Raw genomic sequence first — 17,078 nt, 5'->3', positions numbered from 1 at the left:
GCGCAGGGGCTACACGTTCAGCAGCTTGTGCCTGAGGGCGTAGTCCACGAGGTCGGCGCGGGTCTTCAGCCCAAGCTTCTGGTAGATCTTGGAACGGTGGGCCTCAACGGTCTTCACCGAGAGGAATATCTGCTCGGATATCTCCTTGTTCGTGTACCCCTTGGCCAGAAGCTGGAGGATCTCCAACTCGCGATTCGACAGCTGGCGGTAGGAACGGTCCTCCTCCCCGCCCTCTCCCACGAGCTGCTTGGTGAGCAGCGCCGTCATCTTCGGGTGGACGTAGCTGCCGCCTTCGGCCACGGCGCGCACCGCAGCTAGGAGCTCTTCGGACGTCGAGTTCTTCAGCACGTAGCCCGCCGCTCCCCCGCGCAGCGTGTAGAACAGGTACTCGGGCTCGGCGAACATCGTGAGGATGACCACTTTGGTGGAAGGCAGGTCCTTCGCGATCTTCTCGCATGCCACAAGGCCGCTTTGGCCGGGAGGCATGGAGATGTCCATGAGCAGGATGTCGGGCTTCTCGCGCGCCGCCACGGCGTAGGCCTGCGCGCCGTCGGCCGCCTCGGCCACCACCTTGATGCCGGGGTCCTGTTCGAGGAGCATCCTGAGGCCCGAGCGGACCACCTCGTGGTCATCGGCCAGCATAACCCGTATCATAGCGCCGCCTCCTTGCCTTCAGCCACGCTCATCGGCGCGACGAGCGTGATCGTCGTGCCTTCGGCTCCCGATCTCAAGCTGAGCATCGCCCCGATCACGCTCGCGCGCTCCCGCATTCCCGCAAGGCCGCATCCGCTCCCCTTGACGGAGGGCTTCTCCGTGTCGAAACCGCACCCATGGTCGATGATGGAGGCGTGCAGCCAGCCGTCGGCGTCCTCGAGGGACAGGTACACCTTGTCCGCACCCGAGTACTTGCACGCGTTCAGGATGGCCTCTTGGCAGATGCGGTAAGCCTGGGTCTCGAGGGCCTGGTCGAAGCGGGTACGGGACAGGTTGCCCTCGAAAACGATCTCCGTGCCGTAGGTGCGCTCGAACACGGCCGCCTGGGAGCGCAGCGCCGCCTCGAATCCCAGATGGTCCAAAGCGGAGGGACGCAGCTCCACCGAGATGTTGTGCAGCTCGTCGAGGATGCGGTCGATAGCGCCGTTCGCCTCGGCGACGAGCGCCGACCCCTCCTCGTCGACATGCGCGGCGAGGCGCCTGATGGAAAGCGACACGGACAAAAGCTCCTGCGCGATGCCGTCGTGCAGCTCGCGCGATATGCGTTTGCGCTCGTCTTCCTGCGCGGCGATGACGCGCGAGAGCTCCGAACGCACGGAAATGGGGTTCGTCTTAGCGTCGGCGCGTCTGCCCGTCACGACGTTCTCGAAGTTCATGAAGTCGCTCGACACGACGTCCATGTCGAGAAGCCGGCCCCCAAGGTGCTCGATCAGGCACCGGTACGCTCCCTCATGGGCCTCGCTCACCGTCCGAAACGCCACGAGCAGCACCGCCACCACGCGCTTGCCCCTCGTGAGCGGCAGGGCGCAGAAGCCGTGCAGGTCTTCGGCGAACACGATAGGGTAAGACGAGTACTCGCGCGGATCGATCTCCTCGTCGATGTTCGAGAACATCATGGGCTTTCCAGACTTGACGGCTATGCCCCCGATGCCGTGGCCGGGCATGAGCACGATGCGCCGATGCCTCTCGCTGGTGGCGCCCGCGCTGTAGACCCATTTGAGCGGCGCGCCGACGAATGCCGTCAGGCCGATGGAGACGAAGTCGAACCCGAAAGCGGCCTTGATCTCCTCGACTGCGGCCGCATACACGCTGTCGCCTCCAGAAAGCGTCTCCTCGCTGAAGTTAGAAGCCCCCATCGAACCTTCGCGCCTCCCACCTTTCCCCTCGCCCTCGCCCCTCGTCGTGCGAACCGCCGCGCTTGCGGGCCTCGCGGTCACCGTGCGCCGACGCCCGTCGCCGTCGATCGCCTCGCCTTGCCATTATCCCTTAAATCGACCGGTTTGCACAGGTTTCAACCCTTCGGTGCCGCTCGATTCGAGGCGACCGGTCCCGCACCGCCGACATCTCGTCCGGAAGCGGTCGTCGCCAGCCGGACGGAAAGCCGTTGAAGAACCGCCGCCCGCAGACGGCGCGCGCATGGTAGCGTGGAGCGAGCCAGCGAGCAGAAAGGAGCCGACCATGGAGTACAAGACCGGCGACAAGCCCGGCGAAGGGGCGTACCGCTGCAAGCACTGCGGCTACGTCGTGCGCCTCGCAAGCGACAAAGAAGCCCTTCCCGCTTGCCCGAACTGCGGGCACCACGAGTTCGAAAAGGTGAAGGGCGACTGATGCGAAAAGCCCCGCCTGTTGAAGGCGGGGCTGCGCGTTTCATGGAGCGGACGACGGGGTTCGAACCCGCGACCCCGACCTTGGCAAGGTCGTGCTCTACCAGCTGAGCCACGTCCGCATATCAACTTGTCAAGCACCGCTTTCGCCAGAAGCGGTTGGAGGCGACGCCCGGATTCGAACCGGGGGTGAAGGCTTTGCAGGCCTCTGCCTTACCACTTGGCCACGTCGCCATCTCGGCGGCACCGTCATGAAAAGGGCCGGCCAAAACCTTTACGTATGACCGGCCTCTCGTAGACGATGGAGCGGACGACGGGGTTCGAACCCGCGACCCCGACCTTGGCAAGGTCGTGCTCTACCAGCTGAGCCACGTCCGCGTCGCGAGGAAATATAATAATGGAACGCATTCGTTCGCGCAAGCCCTGATTTTCGATTTTTTATCCGCAAGAAAGCACGGGCGATGCGGGCAGCGCGGCGGCAACGCAGCAACACGGGCAATGCGGGAGATCGCGCGAAAGCCGCTTTCCCAAGCGCTCGGCGATCGCCCGGGAAAGCAAAGCGGTCGCAGACGGTTTCGAGCACCGCCCTTCCACGCAAAGGGAGAAAAAACACGTCCGCACGTCGAACCGGGAGTCGGAGAGCCGATGCAAGCGCTCGGGGCTCACCCTTTAGTGCTCGATGCGAAACGCCTCCTGTCGCCGCATGGCGAGCATGGGCGTTCGCCGCAGACCGACAAGCTTCCTCACTGCTCGCCGACCGCGTGAACGCACGGCAGGACCGACGCGCACCTCGGATGCGCATCCCAGCTCGGGACACTGCAACCATGGTAATTTTTTCCAAGCTTCCGCACCATATTTTACCAATCTGGTCCATGCAAGGGAGAATCCAACCCTGCCGAAAACCCAAACGGTAATGCATGGAGAGAAATTGATTCATATATTACCGAATTCCTCTGATTCGAGCCGCATCGGAAGCCTGATCGCCTACGTTCGGTAAAATATCAAGAATAGTTCCTGGATTCTTTACCATTCGTTCGTCTAGCTTCGCCGCATGCAAGCAAGGGGCCCGCCGCCTCAATAGCTGCCGCGCTCCCGAGCCCTTCAGCAGCACCAAGAGCCGACGACGCGAGCGCGACCAAAATTGGACGCAAGACGCGATCACCGCTTCTCCCCGCCCAACCGCCTCCATGAGCAATCGAACGCTCGACCGCAACCAAGCCATGAGCCACGACCGGAGCCCCTTCGGGGGGCCTCTCGGGAAAGGAGCAGACCAGACCCAGCCGAACATGTTCGGGTGAATGCGGGAGAAAACACCAAGTGTTCGGATGGCTTCGCGATTCAAGCAGGGCGACCAGGGCGCGACATCTCGCAAGTTTTTTGAAAAGAGCCTTTGACAGAACGCGACGATCTGGTAAACTACTTGCTCGCTGGCACGGAACGACGTTCTGCAGTCTGCGTTCATGGGCGATTAGCTCAGGGGGAGAGCACTACCTTGACACGGTAGGGGTCACAAGTTCAAATCTTGTATCGCCCACCATGAAAGACCAGGTCATCGGATGAGTTTGCCGGTGACCTTTTCTTTTTCCCAAGCCCGAAGGCGCCCTCAGGACGCAATCGGGGCGCACCGGCGCGAACCCGCTCCGTCCCCGCCTCCAAAACCGAGGTCGGCCTCCAGCCCCCTGCGAACAGCTTCCCGCCAGCCGAGCCGCCATGTCGTCCTCCGACAGCGCGCATCGCAGCTGAGCGCGATCGAAGCCGCAGAGGTCGATCGAAGCGCCTCTTGCGGAGCAGCGCTCCGGCGCGCAGGGCCGCGAGCGAGCGCACGGCCTCCGCAGAGACGTCGGCGCACGCTCCTTCGAAAACCACGCGCCCTTCCCTTCGACCGCATCGCGTTAGAGCAGCTCTAACAGATCGGTGAGCCTTCGGATGCGCTCGTAGCCGCAGCCCTCCTCGGCTCCCGCGCGGTCGACGATCACGGGACGGATGCCCGCGGCCGCCGCCCCGTCGCCATCGGCATCGGGCCGGTCCCCCACATGCACGGCCTCGGAAGGCGGCACCCCCAGCGCAGCGCAGGCGGCCTCGAAGATGGCGGGATCGGGCTTGCGGCGTCCGAGCGCCGCGCTCGCCACCACCGCTCCGAAGCGCGGCAGGAGGCGCAACCCTTGCAGCAAGCCCTCCAATCCGGCGTCCCAGTTCGACACGACGCCGAGCGCGAAGCCCCGCTCCTCAAGGCCGTCCAGGCACGCCGAGACGTCGGGATAGACCCCCCACTGCCCCGGCTTCCGGTACGCCTCGTGCACGGCCCGCGCCATCCCCTCGGCATCGTGCTCAAGCCCCATCCGGCGGCACACGAGCCGGTACTGGTCAAGCCATATGGTCGTCGACCCCTCCTGCGAGCACCAGAAGTCGCCGTCGCGACGGTACTCGGCCTCGTAGAACGCCTCCATGGCCGGCATGTGCACGGCAAAGTCGTCTGTGGAAAGCGCATGGCCCCGTTCAGCCGCCACACGCGCCATCGTCTCGGCCACCGACGGGCAGGGTCTGACGAGCGTCGATCCCACGTCGAAGAGCACCTCCCGCACCACAGGCCCCCTCCCCTAGTCCTCGTGGCCGTCGTTCGGCTCGATATGGACGAGCACCTCGATCACGTTCGCGAAGCGCTCCTTGATGTCAGCTTCGACCTCGTCGGCCAAGCGATGGGCGTCGGCCACGGTCATGGAGGGATCCACCAGCACGTGCAGATCCGCATAGACCTCCCCTTCCGTGCCGCGCGTTCGGATGCGGTGGACGCCCCTCACCCCAGGCACTGCCAACGCCGCAGCGCGCAGATCGCCCTCGGGGATGCGCGCGCGGTCGGAGAGCGTGGCGAGCGCGTGCTTGAAGACGTCGTAGGCCGTGGCAAGAATGGCGGCCGTCACCACGAGCGCCATGATCGGATCGGCCATGGGAAACCCGAGCGCCACGGCCGCAAGGCCTGCGATGACGCCCACCGAGACGAGCGCGTCGGAAAGCGTGTGGTTCGCGTCGGCGGCAAGAACCTCGCTTTTGAGGCGCTTGGCGAAGCGCCGCTCGTAGACGGTCACTCCCAGATTGACCGCGAGCGTGCCCGCCATCACGACAAACGACATCGGCCCCACCTCGGCGGTGTACGACCCCGCAGCAAGCTTCGCCGCCGCGCTCGATCCCACCTCGAACGCGGCCAACAGCAAGAGCACGCCGATCACGAGGCTCGCATACGTCTCGAACTTCGCATGCCCGTAGGGATGCCCCGCGTCTGCCGGACGGGCCGCGAGCGAGATGCCGACGAGCCCCACCACATTGCCCGCCGAATCGAACACCGAATGGATGCCGTCGGCCTGCATCGAGGCCGACCCGCTGATCGTTCCCCAGGCGTACTTCGCCGCCGCCACCCCCAGGTTCAGCAGCAAAATGGTCCACAGCACCCGCCGGATGGAGCGCATGCGATCGGAAACCGGATTGTTGGCCGCAAACGCCCGGGCCATGGAAACCCCCTTTCGCAGCCGCCCGATCCGCGATCCGCGCATCCGGCGGACGCGCACCGTCCGGCGAGGCCGGAAAGGCGCGCCTCGAAAACGCGCAGCGGAAAGAGGCGCGCTTCGCGAACGACAAAAAAGCCGGCCATGGCCGGCTTTCGCTTTCATGGTGTCGGAGGCGGGATTTGAACCCGCACACCCGTTAGATGGGCACTAGCACCTCAAGCTAGCGTGTCTGCCGTTCCACCACTCCGACTTGTTGCCCTCAAACGCAACGGTGGTTATTCTACCCGAACCCCTCTTTGTTGTGAAGAGGGAAATTTCGCAAATTTCCCCGCAATCGCCGATCCTCGCGCGCTTGCCGGGCAGATATCGGAGTCCCGTCACGCCCGCAACCCCGTCCGACGCTACCGGACGACCGTGCCTGCGGGCTCTTCGGAATCGGACGGCGCATCAAAGCCAATATCGGCGGGATCCTCCGACACCGCAGCGCAACCCTCACAGCCATCGCACGCGCTTCCTTTCCCGCCCGCACGCTCCCTGAGCCTCATACGCCGCAACGCGATCACGGCAAGCGCCGCCACCAACGCCGCCACGGCCAAACTCGCCGCGCCCGCAGGCCCCGCGCCCAACGCCAGCCCCACGCCGCGCACGGCCAGCGCCGCCGTCCACGCAACCGCAAGCTGCCCGAACGCCATGCCAAGGGCCCAGCGGCCTCCCAACTCGCGCCTCACCGACGCGATGGCCGCGATGCAGGGCGTGTACAGCAGGCAGAACACCAAAAGGCCGATCGCCGCAAGCGGCGTGATGGTCGCCACGAGCGTCGCGGTCGAGCCGAACAGCACCGACAACGTGGAGACAACGCTCTCCTTAGCCATGACGCCCGTGACAAGCGCCGTGGAGACGCGCCAGTCGCCGAAGCCAAGCGGCGCGAACATCGGCGCGATCCACCCCGCCACCACGGCCAGGATGCTGTCCTGCGAATCGGCCACCACGTTCAGCCCGAAGTCGAACGTCTGCAAGAACCAGATGACGATGGTGGCGACGAAGATGACGGTGAACGCGCGCTCGAGGAAGTCCTTCGCCTTCTCCCACAGCATCTGCGCCACGTTGCGCGCGCTCGGCATGCGGTAGCTCGGCAGCTCCATGACGAACGGAACGGCCTCGCCCGAGAACATCGTCGAACGCATGAGAAGGGCCACGAGCACGCCCACCGCGATGCCGCCGAAGTACAGGCCCACCATCACCGCGGCGCCGTTCGCCGGGAAGAAGGCGGCCGTGAAGAACGCGTAGATGGGCAGTTTCGCCGAGCAGCTCATGAACGGCGTGAGCAGAATGGTCATCTTGCGGTCGCGCTCGGACGGCAGCGTGCGGCTGGCCATGACCGCCGGCACCGTGCAGCCGAAACCCACGAGCATGGGCACGATGGAGCGTCCCGACAACCCGATGCGCCGCAGCAGCTTGTCCATGACGAACGCCACGCGCGCCATGTACCCCGAATCCTCCAAAAGCGACAGGAAGAAGAACAGCGTGACGATGGTGGGCAGGAAGCTGAGCACGCTGCCCACGCCGTTGAACACGCCGTCGATGACGAGCGATTGCAGCACCTCGTTCACCTGCGCGGTCGCAAGCCCCGACGCCACTGCGTCGGTGAGCGCGGAGATGCCCGCATCGAGCATCTCCGACAACCACGCCCCCACCACGTTGAACGTGAGCCAGAACACGAGCGCCATGATGGCGACGAACGCGGGGATGGCCGTGAACGGCCCGGTGAGCAGCTTGTCGATGCGCATGCTGCGCGCATGCTCGCGGCTCTCCTGCGGCTTCACCACCGTCCGCTCGCACACCCGCCCGATGAAGCCGAACCTCATATCGGCGATGGCCGCCGAACGGTCAAGGCCGCGCTCGGCTTCCATCTGCGCGATGATGTGCTCGAGCGCGTCCTTCTCGTTCTGATCGAGCTCGAGGCGTTCGAGCACCAGCTCGTCGCCCTCGGCCAGCTTGCTCGCGGCGAAGCGCGGCGGGATGCCCGCGCGCTCGGCGTGATCTTCGATGAGCGCCATGATGCTGTGCAGGCACCGGTGCACGGCACCGCCGTGCTCGTCGGGCGCGCAGAAATCCTGGCGCACGGGCGGCTCTTGGAAGCGCGCGACGTGCAGCGCATGGTCCACCAGCTCGCCGATGCCCTCGTTTTTCGACGCCGAGATGGGCACGACGGGGATGCCCAGCAGCTTCTCCATCTCGTTCACGTGGATGGTGCCGCCGTTGCCCTCCACCTCGTCCATCATGTTGAGGGCCAGCACCATCGGGTAGCCTAGCTCCATGAGCTGCATCGTGAGGTACAGGTTGCGCTCGACGTTCGTGGCGTCCACGATGTTGATGATGCCGCGCGGCCGCTCGTCGAGCAGGAAGCGGCGCGTCACCACCTCTTCGCTCGAGTAGGGAGACATGGAGTAGATGCCCGGCAGGTCGGTGACCAGCGCCTCGGGATGTCCCTTGATGCAGCCGTCCTTGCGGTCCACCGTCACGCCGGGGAAGTTGCCCACGTGCTGGTTCGAACCCGTCAGCTGGTTGAACAGCGTCGTCTTGCCGCAGTTCTGGTTGCCCACGAGCGCGAACGTGAGCGGCGTGCCTTCCGGCAGGGGATGCTCTTTGGAGCGATCATGGAACCTGCCCCCTTCGCCCAAACCCGGATGGGGGACGGGCTTGCCGGAAACGGACCCTTCCGGCGCGTCCGGCGCGTCGCGCACGTCGACGACCTCGATCTTGCGCGCGTCATCGCGCCTGAGCGTCAACTCGTAGCCGCGAACGCGCACCTCGAGAGGATCGCCCAGGGGCGCATGCTTCACCATGGTGGCATCGACCGACGGTACGATGCCCATGTCCAAGAAATGCTGCCGCAGCGACCCCTCGCCGCCCACGGCGGCCACGGTCGCAGTTTTCCCAATGGGAAGATCGTCCAGTGTTGCCAACGTCCGTCTCCTCGTATCGGCGGGACAGCCCCGCCCTGCAGTCTCGCCCGTCAAAAGGCCCGAAGCACATGGTAACCCGAAACCGGCCGCAACGAACGAAAGCCTTTGCGGCAACAAGCGATTCGCCGCAATCCGAAGCCTGGTCGCGCCCGCTGCGAAAAGCCCCCGCGCTTTGGCCGAACGGCTTTTCGAACCGAAGCCCGCACTGCCCTTTCGCCTCCCCGCGCTCGCTTCCCGACTCCATCCCTCGCACCGCGCATCGCGCAAGCACTGAAACGAAATGCCGCCCGAACGGGCGAACCCGCGCGGACGGCACCGGAAAAGCGAGAAGACGCGGCTTGCGGCGGCACGCTATCCGATCGATCCTTTCGGATAGACGATCATGAGCACGATGAGCGACAGCATGAACACGATCGCAAGGGCGATGGTGATGCGGTCGAGGTTCTTCTCGACGATGCTCGTGCCGGTCTGCGTGGAGTACACCGAGCTCGCGATCATGTCGGAGATGCCGGTGCCCTTGCCGGAGTGCAGCAGGATGAACACGATGAGGCCGATGCCCGACAGGACGAGCAGGACGAGCATGATGATGAGGAGCGGATTCAAGGCTTCCCTCTTCCTTCAAACAATGTTGACAACAGTATGCAAGTGGACAAGTATAGCGAAACCCAACCGCAAAGGCAAGGAAGAAGGTGCTCGCCGACCGCAAAGCGCCGCGATCGACGGTCGAAGCAGACGCCCCGAACGAAGTCGCAGAGGGGCACCGCGCGTTCGGCTTGACCGATCGCGCCCCTCTTCGAAGCGCGACAGACGGCCGACCGCCGGAAGCGTCGAACGCGGCGCGGCGCCCGACGGCTCGATCCGCGGGGACGACCGCACAGGCCTCTCCCTTTTCGAAGCGAATCCGGTCAGGTCAGAAGGCTCTTGCCCGTCATGGCCTGCGGCGCGTCGAGGCCCATGAGGGCAAGCAGCGTGGGCGCGATGTCGCAGAGCGCCCCCCGGCGTCCGTCGAGCTCGCGCCCCGTGCCCGCGTAGTCCACCAGGACGAGGGGCACGAGGGCCGTCGTATGGGCCGTATGCGGCGTGCCGTCGTCGGCGATCATCTTGTCGGCGTTGCCGTGGTCGGCCGTCACGAGCGCGACGCCGCCCTTGCGCTCGAGCGCGGCCAGCACCTCGCCCACGCCCGCGTCCACGGCCTCCACGGCCGCCACCGCGGCGGGGATCACGCCCGTGTGCCCCACCATGTCGGGGTTGGCGAAGTTCACGACGTACACGTCGGCCGCGTCAGCGTCGATGGCCGCCGCCAGCGTCCGCGCCACCTCCGGCTCGCTCATCTCGGGCTGCAGGTCGTAGGTGGCCACTTTGGGGCTGGGGATGAGCGCGCGCTCCTCGCCCGCCTTCGGCTCCTCGCGCCCGCCGTTGAAAAAGAACGTCACGTGGGCGTACTTCTCGGTCTCGGCGATGTGGTACTGGCGCAGGCCCGCCGCGGCCAGCACGTCGGCCAGCACGTCCTCGGGAAACTCCTTGGGGAAGGCCACCGGCGCGGGGATGTCCGGGTCGTACTCGGTCAGGCACACGAAACCCACCTGGGGCCACGCCCCGCGCGCGAAGCCGTCGAAGGAGGGATCCGCCATCGCGCGCGTGAGCTCGCGGGCGCGGTCGGGACGGAAGTTGAAGAACACCACGGCGTCGCCGTCGCGCACGCCCCGGCCGGAAAGCGCCACGGGCTCGACGAACTCGTCGGTGACGCCGGCGGCGTAGGAGGCCTCCATCACCTCGCGCGCAGACGCGTCCGTGCGCGGCTCGGCCCGCACCACGGCGCGCCAGGCACGCTCGACGCGCTCCCAACGCTTGTCGCGGTCCATCGCGTAGTAGCGCCCGGAGATGCTGGCGATCTCGACGGCGCAGCCGTCGTCGGCAAGCTCGGCCACCACGGACTCGAGCTCTTCGAGGTAGCCCGCCCCGCTCTTCGGCGGCACGTCGCGGCCGTCCATGAAGCAGTGCAGGGCGATGCGGGCCACGCCGGCGGCCTTCGCGGCGCGCATGAGGGCGTAGAGATGGGCGTTGGAGGAGTGCACGCCCCCGTCGGACACGAGGCCCATGAGGTGCAGCGCCGCTCCAGGTTGGGCGGCCGCCGAGAACGCGCCGCCCAGCACGGGGTTCGCAGCCAGCGAGCCGTCGGCGCAGGCGCGGTTGATGCGCGTGAGCTCCTGGTGGACCACCCGTCCCGCGCCGATGTTGAGGTGCCCCACCTCGGAGTTGCCCATCTGCCCCGCGGGAAGGCCCACGGCCTCGCCCGACGCCTCGAGCCTCGTCCAGGGACGCTCGGCGAAAAGCGCGTCGAGGTTCGGCGTGCGCGCCTGGGAGATGGCGTTTCCGGGCCCCGGCTCGGCAAGGCCGAAGCCGTCCATGATCACGAGGCAGACGGGCAGCGCAAGGCCGTCCTTCGCCGTCCGGGCTTCTTCGAGTCCGCTCATTTCGCTCGCCTCCGCTCGCTTCGACAAGGGGTCACCGGCACGCCTCGACAAGCTGGACGAACGACTCCGCCTTGAGGCTCGCACCGCCCACGAGACCGCCGTCGATGTCCGGCTGGGCCATGAGGCCCTCCACGTTGCCCGGGTTCATGGAGCCGCCGTACAGCACGCGCATGGATTCGGCCGTCTCGGCGCCGAACAGCTCCGCAAGCGTCGCGCGGACGGCGGCGCACACGGCCTGGGCCTGCTCGGGCGTGGCCGTGCGGCCCGTCCCGATGGCCCAAATGGGCTCGTAGGCCACCACGCAGCGCGCGGCGTCGCGCGCGTCCACACCGGCGAACGCGGCGCGCACCTGGGCGGTGACGTACTTCTCGGTGGCGCCCTCTTCGCGCACCGCCAACGACTCGCCCACGCACACGATGGCGTACAGCCCCGCGCCGACGAGGGCCTTCACCTTGCGGTTCACGTCCTCGTTCGTCTCCCCGAACAGCTCGCGGCGCTCGGAATGGCCGACGATCGAGCACGCGCAGCCGATCTCTTTGATCATGGGGACGGACACCTCGCCGGTGAAGGCGCCCTTCGGCTCCCAGTACACGTTCTGCGCGCCGACGGCGATCTTGGTCCTGTCGAAATCGAGCACGGTCTTGGCGGGCTTGAGATCGACGAACGGCGGGCAGATGACGATGTCGAGCGCTTCGGGCCATTCCTTGTCGTACTGGTTCGATATCTCCTGCGTGAGCACCACCGCCTCGCCCACCGTGTTGTTCATCTTCCAATTGCCCGCCATCATCGGCTTGCGTGCCATGGGGCCTTCCTTTCCTTGGTTGTCCGCGCCTTCGCGGCGTCTGCCGAGAAGGCGCTCTGCCGAGCTTCTCGCATCCCGTCCTCAAGCCTGAAAGCCGACCATCCGGACGCCCTTCCCTGGTGCGGGCGCGATCGCGCCGAGGCCTCCGCGCCGACGCGAAGAGCGGCGCGGGAGGCGGCGTTCCTTCGGACGCGACGCCGATGGAAGAGGCGCGCTACCGCAACGCCTCCACGCCCGGCAATTCCTCGCCCTGCACAAGCTCCATCGAGGCGCCGCCGCCGGTGGAGATGAACGTCATCTTCTCGGCAAGGCCGAACTTGTTCACGGCCGCCACGCTGTCGCCGCCGCCGATGATCGTATCCGCGTCGGCGTTGGCCGCCACGGCCTCGGCCACGGCCCGCGTGCCCGCCGCGAACGGCTCCATCTCGAACACGCCCATCGGGCCGTTCCAGAACACGGTCTTCGCCTCGGCCACGGCCTCGGCGTAGAGCTTCGCCGTCTCGGGCCCGATGTCGAGGCCCATCATAGCATCGGGGATGGCGTCGGCCGAAACCGTGAGCGTTTCGGCATCTTCGGCGAAACGGTCGGCGCACACCACGTCCACCGGCAGAAGCAGCCGCACGCCGCGCTCCTCGGCCTTCGCGATCATCGCGCCCGCGCGCTCCACCCAGTCCTCTTCCTTGAGCGACGCGCCCACGGCCTTGCCCTGCGCGAGCAAGAACGTGAAGCACATGCCGCCGCCGATGACGAGCGTGTCGCACGTGTCCATGAGCGCGTCGATGACCTTGATCTTGTCGGACACCTTCGAGCCGCCGAGGATGGCGGCGAAGGGCCGCCTCGGCGCCTCGAGCATGCCCGTGAGCGTGGACACCTCGCGCTGCATGAGGTAGCCCGCGTACGCCGGCAGAAGCGCCGCCACGCCCGCCGTGGAGGCATGCGCCCGGTGCGCAGTGCCGAACGCGTCGTTCACGTACGCCTCGGCCAGCGCCGCCAGCTGCTCGCAGAAGGCGGGGTCGTTTTTCTTCTCGCGCTTGTCGAAGCGCAGGTTCTCCAGCAGAAGCACGTCGCCGTCGCCGAGCGCGGCGGCCTTCGCCTGCGCGTCGGGCCCCACGGTGTCGGCGGCGAAGGCCACGGGGCGGCCCAGAAGCTCGGCGAGGCGCAGCGCGGCGGGGCGCAGCGTGAACGCCTCCTCGAAGCCCTCCCCCGCCGGACGGCCGAGGTGGCTCGCGAGGATGACCCGCGCGCCGTCGCCGACAAGCTTCTCGATGGTGGGCAGCGCCGCGCGGATGCGGGTGTCGTCGGCCACGGCGCCGTCTTTCACCGGCACGTTGAAATCGACGCGCACGAGCACGCGCCTGCCCCGCGCGTCCAGTTCATCGATGGTTTTGATCTCGCTCATCTTCACTTCCTGTCGTGGATCCGCACGCGCCCGCCAGCGAGCGCAGCAATTCGTTCTGCTCCTCGATAAGCCGTATCTGCTCTTTACCCTGGCTCCTCAGATCCATAAGCCACCTCAATGCCAGAAGAGCCGCGATCACGGGCGCAAGGGCGATGGCCGCGGCGAGCGCATGCCATGCGACCTCGCACATGCCCTCCTCCTCTCCCGAAACGTCCCGGGCGAGACGGGCGGCACGAGGCCGCCCGTCGGCCAAGGGGAGGCTAGAGCAGTATCTTCACGAGGTCCTTCACGCGGTTGGAGTAGCCCCACTCGTTGTCGTACCAGCTGATGACCTTGGCGAAGTTGCCCTCGCCGCCCATCACCATGGTCAGGCCCGCGTCGAAGATGGAAGAGTGCGCGTCGCCCACGATGTCGATGGACACGATGGGATCGGTCTGGTACTCCAAGATGCCCGCGAGCGGGCCTTCGGCGGCAGCCTTCATAGCGGCGTTGATCGCCTCGACCGTCGCGGGCTTCTCCAGCTCCACCGTGAGGTCGACCATCGAGCCGTCCGGCGTGGGAACGCGCGTGGCGAAGCCGTCCAGCTTGCCCTTGAGCTCCGGCAGCACGAGCGACACCGCACGCGCGGCGCCCGTGGTGGTGGGGATCATGGACATGGCGGCGGCGCGGGCGCGGCGCAGGTCCTTGTGCGGCAGATCGAGGATCTTCTGGTCGTTGGTGTAGGCGTGGATGGTGTTCATGAACCCGCGCTTGATGCCGAACGTGTCGAGCAGCACCTTGGCCACGGGCGCCAGGCAGTTTGTGGTGCACGAGGCGTTGGAGATGATATGGTGCTTGTCCTTGTCGTAGTCGCCGTCGTTGACGCCCATCACGATGGTGATGTCCTCGCCCTTGGCCGGGCAGGTGATGACGACCTTCTTGGCGCCCGCGTCGATGTGCTTCTGGGCCAGCTCGCCGGTCTTGAAGATGCCGGTGGACTCGACGACCACGTCGACCCCCAGATCGCCCCAGGGCAGGTTGGACGGCTCGCGCTCGGAGAGTACCTTGAACGCATGGCCGTCGGCCACGATGCCGTCCTCGGTGGCCTCCACCGACGCGAACGCACGGCCATGGACGGAGTCGTACTTCAGCAGATGCGCCATCGTGGGGATGTCCCCCAAGTCGTTGACGGCCACGACCTCGAGGTCGGGGTCGTTCGCCATCGCGCGGAACACCAGCCGCCCGATGCGGCCGAATCCGTTGATGCCCACCTTCGTTGCCATGCGTATCTCCTTTCGTCAAGATACTCATTCGCCGTCGAAAAGACACCGCGATCATACCACGAGCGCTCTGCTCAGGCGCGCCTTCGGCCCGCTCTCCCAAGAAAAAGCCGACGAGCGGCGCGCGCCCGCGCCGCAACGTGGGCGCGTCAGCACACGCCGCGGAGCGAGCGCGTCGGCACCGGCACCTCTTCGAGACGCCGCGGCCTGGAACGCGAGCGCATCGACGCAGACGGCGCTTCGCGGCTCTGCGGCCTGAAGCGCGGGGACGCGGCGGCCCGAAGCGCGAGCGCGCGCCTCGAGACGCCGTCAGGCCCCTCCCCGTCCCTGCGCCTCGGCGGCCATCTGCTCGATGCGGCGGACGCGATGGTACACGGCGCTTTTCGACAGCGGCGGGTTCGCGCGCTGCCCGAGCTCCTTGAGCGTGGCGTCGGGATAGGCCACGCGCAGCTTGATGAACTCCTGCAGCGCAGGCGGCAGGTTGCCCATGCCGTGAGCCTCGAGCACCGTGCGGATGGCGAACAGCTGGTCCACCGAGGCGCTCGCGGCCTTCGCCTGGTTGGCGATCTCGGCGTTCGTCTGGCGGTTGACGTCGTTGCGCACGCTTTTGATGACGCGGGCGTTCTCCATCGCGAGCGCGCTTCTGTGCGCCCCGGCGAACGCGAGGAACTCGAGGATGGCGCTTCCGCTTTTGAGGTACACCATGAACGAGCTGCGGCGCTGCATGACGCGCGCGTTGATGCCCTTGCGCTCGAGCAGCTCCACGAGGCCTTCGGCCAAGTCCTCGCTCTCCACGGTGATCTCGAAGTGGAAGTCGCCGCGCGGGTCGGACACGAACCCGCTGCCGAGGAAGGCCCCGCGCAGGTAAGCGGCCATACAGCACTCCTTGGCGACGAGCGCGGGCTTCACGCCCAGCTCAAGGCCGCCCTCGACCGACAGCACGCCCATGTCGGACAGCGATTCGGCCAGCCTCGGCTGGGCCGGCACCTCGATGAGGTAGTTCGGCGTCTTGTGCAGCACGCTTCGGCGCACCGTGAGGTTCGTCTTGAGGTGGTACAGCTCGTGCAGAAGCTTGATGACGAGCCGCGCAACGCTCGGCGCGTCCGTCGCGATCTCGATGCGGTACCTGCCTTGGCCGCTGAAGAACAGCGTGCCCTCGATGCGCACGAGCGCCGCAAGCACAGCCTTGTCGCAGTGCGAGCACGTCGCGGGGACGCGCGCGAGCTCGTCTTTCACCTCCGCCGTGAACGACATAGCCTCAAAACCCCCGCGAACGCGTCGCGCAGAGCGGACGGATCATGCCAGGTGGGACGATGCGGATCGACAAGGTCGCGCGCGATGACCACCGGCCCTTGCGCCTGGACGGCCTGCACGTCGCGATAGTCCACCCGCACGGGACGCACATGGCCGCAGAGGGCCGAATCCGCCAGCCCCGAGGTGGACGCATACTCGGGCTCCGCTCCCGTCGCAGCGCTGAACAGCCCCGTTCCCGGGCTTTCGGGACGCAGCGGCACGGGCGTGTGCACGAGCACGTAATCGATGAGCCCCCGCATGCCGTGGTCCATGAGCGCCTCGACGTGCTCGCGGGCGGTGAGCCCCCACGTCTCGCCCTGCATATCGGCGAGCGAGCACACGAACAGCACCGACCCCCGCGAGGCGCGGACGGCGTCCACCACGCCGGGTACGAGCAGGTTCGGAATGATGGACGTGAACAAGGACCCGGGTCCGAGCACGATGAGGTCGGCTTCGCGGATGGCGTCGAGGGCGGGCGCGAACGGAACGATGCCCCCCTCGGCGCGCAGGCTCACCCGCTCGAGCGCCGTGCGCGAATGGCACGCGACCGCCTGCCCCTCGATGACGCGCCCGTCGCGCGTGCGGGCCACGAGCGTGACGCGGTCGAGCGTGGAGGGGTACACGCGCCCGCGCGCGCGCAAAAGCCGCTCGCAGATGGCGATGGCCTCGGGAAACGACCCCGCCGCATCCTCGAGCGCCGAGAGCATGAGGTTGCCGAGCGCATGATTGCGCGCGAACGGGAAACGGTACTTGAACGCCTTGGTCAGCGGATCGCCCGGATCCGCGGCCATGGCGGCGATGCACTTGCGCACGTCGCCGGGGGGCGTCACGTCGGCCTCCTCGCGCAGGATGCCGGTGGAGCCCCCGTCGTCGGCCATGGCCACGACGGCGCTCGTCTCAAGCCCCATGGACAGAAGCGTGCGGATGGACACGGGCGCGCCCGTGCCGCCGCCGATGACGACGGCGCGCATGAGCTCGCCTTCTGCGACGGGCGGGGCCGTCGGCTCGAGCGCGGCGAAGGCCGCGGTGGCCGACGGATCATGGGTGAAGGGCTGCGACGCCATGGC

The 17,078-nt window shown here is 67.1% G+C and carries 14 protein-coding genes and 5 tRNA genes; 2 read left to right on the top strand and 17 right to left on the bottom strand.

Going from position 1 to position 17,078, the window contains the following annotated elements:
• Window positions 1–9 precede the first annotated feature (9 nt).
• Together C2L80_RS01065 and C2L80_RS01060 are read right to left on the bottom strand one after the other, a co-directional pair.
• Entirely contained in the window at window positions 10–654 is a 645-nt protein-coding gene (locus tag C2L80_RS01065) for a response regulator (protein ID WP_092200410.1), read from the bottom strand.
• Entirely contained in the window at window positions 651–1,850 is a 1,200-nt protein-coding gene (locus C2L80_RS01060) for a GAF domain-containing sensor histidine kinase (protein ID WP_092200413.1), read from the bottom strand. Before C2L80_RS01060 ends, C2L80_RS01065 begins: the two co-directional genes overlap by 4 nt.
• On the opposite strand from C2L80_RS01060, the gene C2L80_RS14620 reads away from it, so the two are divergent.
• A complete protein-coding gene (locus tag C2L80_RS14620; RefSeq protein ID WP_338049459.1) occupies window positions 1,744–2,322 on the top strand; it encodes a zinc ribbon-containing protein in 579 nt (192 codons plus the stop codon). The genes C2L80_RS01060 and C2L80_RS14620 overlap by 107 nt on opposite strands.
• Before the next feature lie 42 nt (window positions 2,323–2,364).
• Here C2L80_RS14620 and C2L80_RS01050 read toward each other — a convergent pair.
• From C2L80_RS01050 to C2L80_RS01040, 3 genes are all read right to left on the bottom strand, one after another.
• Window positions 2,365–2,440 (bottom strand) — tRNA-Gly (locus tag C2L80_RS01050).
• Window positions 2,441–2,478: 38 nt separating this feature from the next.
• Window positions 2,479–2,552: transfer RNA gene (locus C2L80_RS01045), tRNA-Cys, on the bottom strand.
• 68 nt (window positions 2,553–2,620) lie between these two features.
• Window positions 2,621–2,696: transfer RNA gene (locus C2L80_RS01040), tRNA-Gly, on the bottom strand.
• Between the two features lie 1,084 nt (window positions 2,697–3,780).
• Between C2L80_RS01040 and C2L80_RS01035 the strand changes: the two genes are divergently transcribed.
• Window positions 3,781–3,855, top strand: a tRNA-Val gene (locus C2L80_RS01035).
• A 355-nt stretch (window positions 3,856–4,210) separates the two neighbouring features.
• Here the strand turns inward: C2L80_RS01035 and C2L80_RS01030 are convergent.
• The 12 genes from C2L80_RS01030 to C2L80_RS00975 form a co-directional block, all read right to left on the bottom strand.
• Complete coding sequence (locus tag C2L80_RS01030; protein ID WP_224759234.1) at window positions 4,211–4,900, bottom strand: HAD family hydrolase; 690 nt, start codon at window positions 4,898–4,900, stop codon at window positions 4,211–4,213.
• A 15-nt stretch (window positions 4,901–4,915) separates the two neighbouring features.
• Window positions 4,916–5,821: a cation diffusion facilitator family transporter gene (locus C2L80_RS01025; protein WP_087196152.1), complete on the bottom strand. Its 906-nt coding sequence runs from the start codon at window positions 5,819–5,821 to the stop codon at window positions 4,916–4,918.
• A gap of 158 nt (window positions 5,822–5,979) precedes the next feature.
• Window positions 5,980–6,068 (bottom strand) — tRNA-Leu (locus tag C2L80_RS01020).
• Window positions 6,069–6,219: 151 nt separating this feature from the next.
• The gene (gene feoB / locus C2L80_RS01015; RefSeq protein WP_087196151.1) at window positions 6,220–8,784 is read right to left on the bottom strand and encodes a ferrous iron transport protein B; all 2,565 of its coding nucleotides are present in this window, start codon (window positions 8,782–8,784) and stop codon (window positions 6,220–6,222) included.
• 351 nt (window positions 8,785–9,135) lie between these two features.
• Window positions 9,136–9,387 carry a preprotein translocase subunit SecG gene (gene secG / locus C2L80_RS01010; RefSeq protein ID WP_087196149.1) on the bottom strand — a complete coding sequence of 84 codons (252 nt, stop codon included), beginning with the start codon at window positions 9,385–9,387 and terminating at the stop codon, window positions 9,136–9,138.
• Between the two features lie 302 nt (window positions 9,388–9,689).
• On the bottom strand, window positions 9,690–11,258 hold the full coding sequence (gene gpmI, locus C2L80_RS01005) for a 2,3-bisphosphoglycerate-independent phosphoglycerate mutase (protein WP_087196147.1): 1,569 nt from the start codon (window positions 11,256–11,258) through the stop codon (window positions 9,690–9,692).
• A gap of 31 nt (window positions 11,259–11,289) precedes the next feature.
• A complete protein-coding gene (tpiA, locus tag C2L80_RS01000; protein ID WP_087196145.1) occupies window positions 11,290–12,060 on the bottom strand; it encodes a triose-phosphate isomerase in 771 nt (256 codons plus the stop codon).
• Window positions 12,061–12,274: 214 nt separating this feature from the next.
• Window positions 12,275–13,459, bottom strand: coding sequence for a phosphoglycerate kinase (locus C2L80_RS00995; RefSeq protein ID WP_087196143.1), 1,185 nt, complete (start codon window positions 13,457–13,459; stop codon window positions 12,275–12,277).
• Window positions 13,434–13,649 carry a hypothetical protein gene (locus C2L80_RS00990; protein ID WP_087196141.1) on the bottom strand — a complete coding sequence of 72 codons (216 nt, stop codon included), beginning with the start codon at window positions 13,647–13,649 and terminating at the stop codon, window positions 13,434–13,436. The genes C2L80_RS00995 and C2L80_RS00990 overlap by 26 nt, the downstream gene beginning before the upstream one ends.
• Window positions 13,650–13,719: 70 nt before the next feature.
• Window positions 13,720–14,721, bottom strand: coding sequence for a type I glyceraldehyde-3-phosphate dehydrogenase (gene gap / locus C2L80_RS00985; protein ID WP_087196139.1), 1,002 nt, complete (start codon window positions 14,719–14,721; stop codon window positions 13,720–13,722).
• Window positions 14,722–15,027: 306 nt separating this feature from the next.
• Window positions 15,028–15,972, bottom strand: coding sequence for a DNA-binding protein WhiA (whiA, locus tag C2L80_RS00980; protein ID WP_087196137.1), 945 nt, complete (start codon window positions 15,970–15,972; stop codon window positions 15,028–15,030).
• Window positions 15,951–17,075, bottom strand: coding sequence for a gluconeogenesis factor YvcK family protein (locus C2L80_RS00975; RefSeq protein WP_087196136.1), 1,125 nt, complete (start codon window positions 17,073–17,075; stop codon window positions 15,951–15,953). Before C2L80_RS00975 ends, whiA begins: the two co-directional genes overlap by 22 nt.
• Window positions 17,076–17,078 lie beyond the last annotated feature (3 nt).

Source organism: Rubneribacter badeniensis (assembly GCF_002899695.1).
Classification (GTDB): Bacteria; Actinomycetota; Coriobacteriia; order Coriobacteriales; family Eggerthellaceae; genus Rubneribacter; species Rubneribacter badeniensis.
This window is presented reverse-complemented; position numbering and strand designations above follow the sequence as displayed.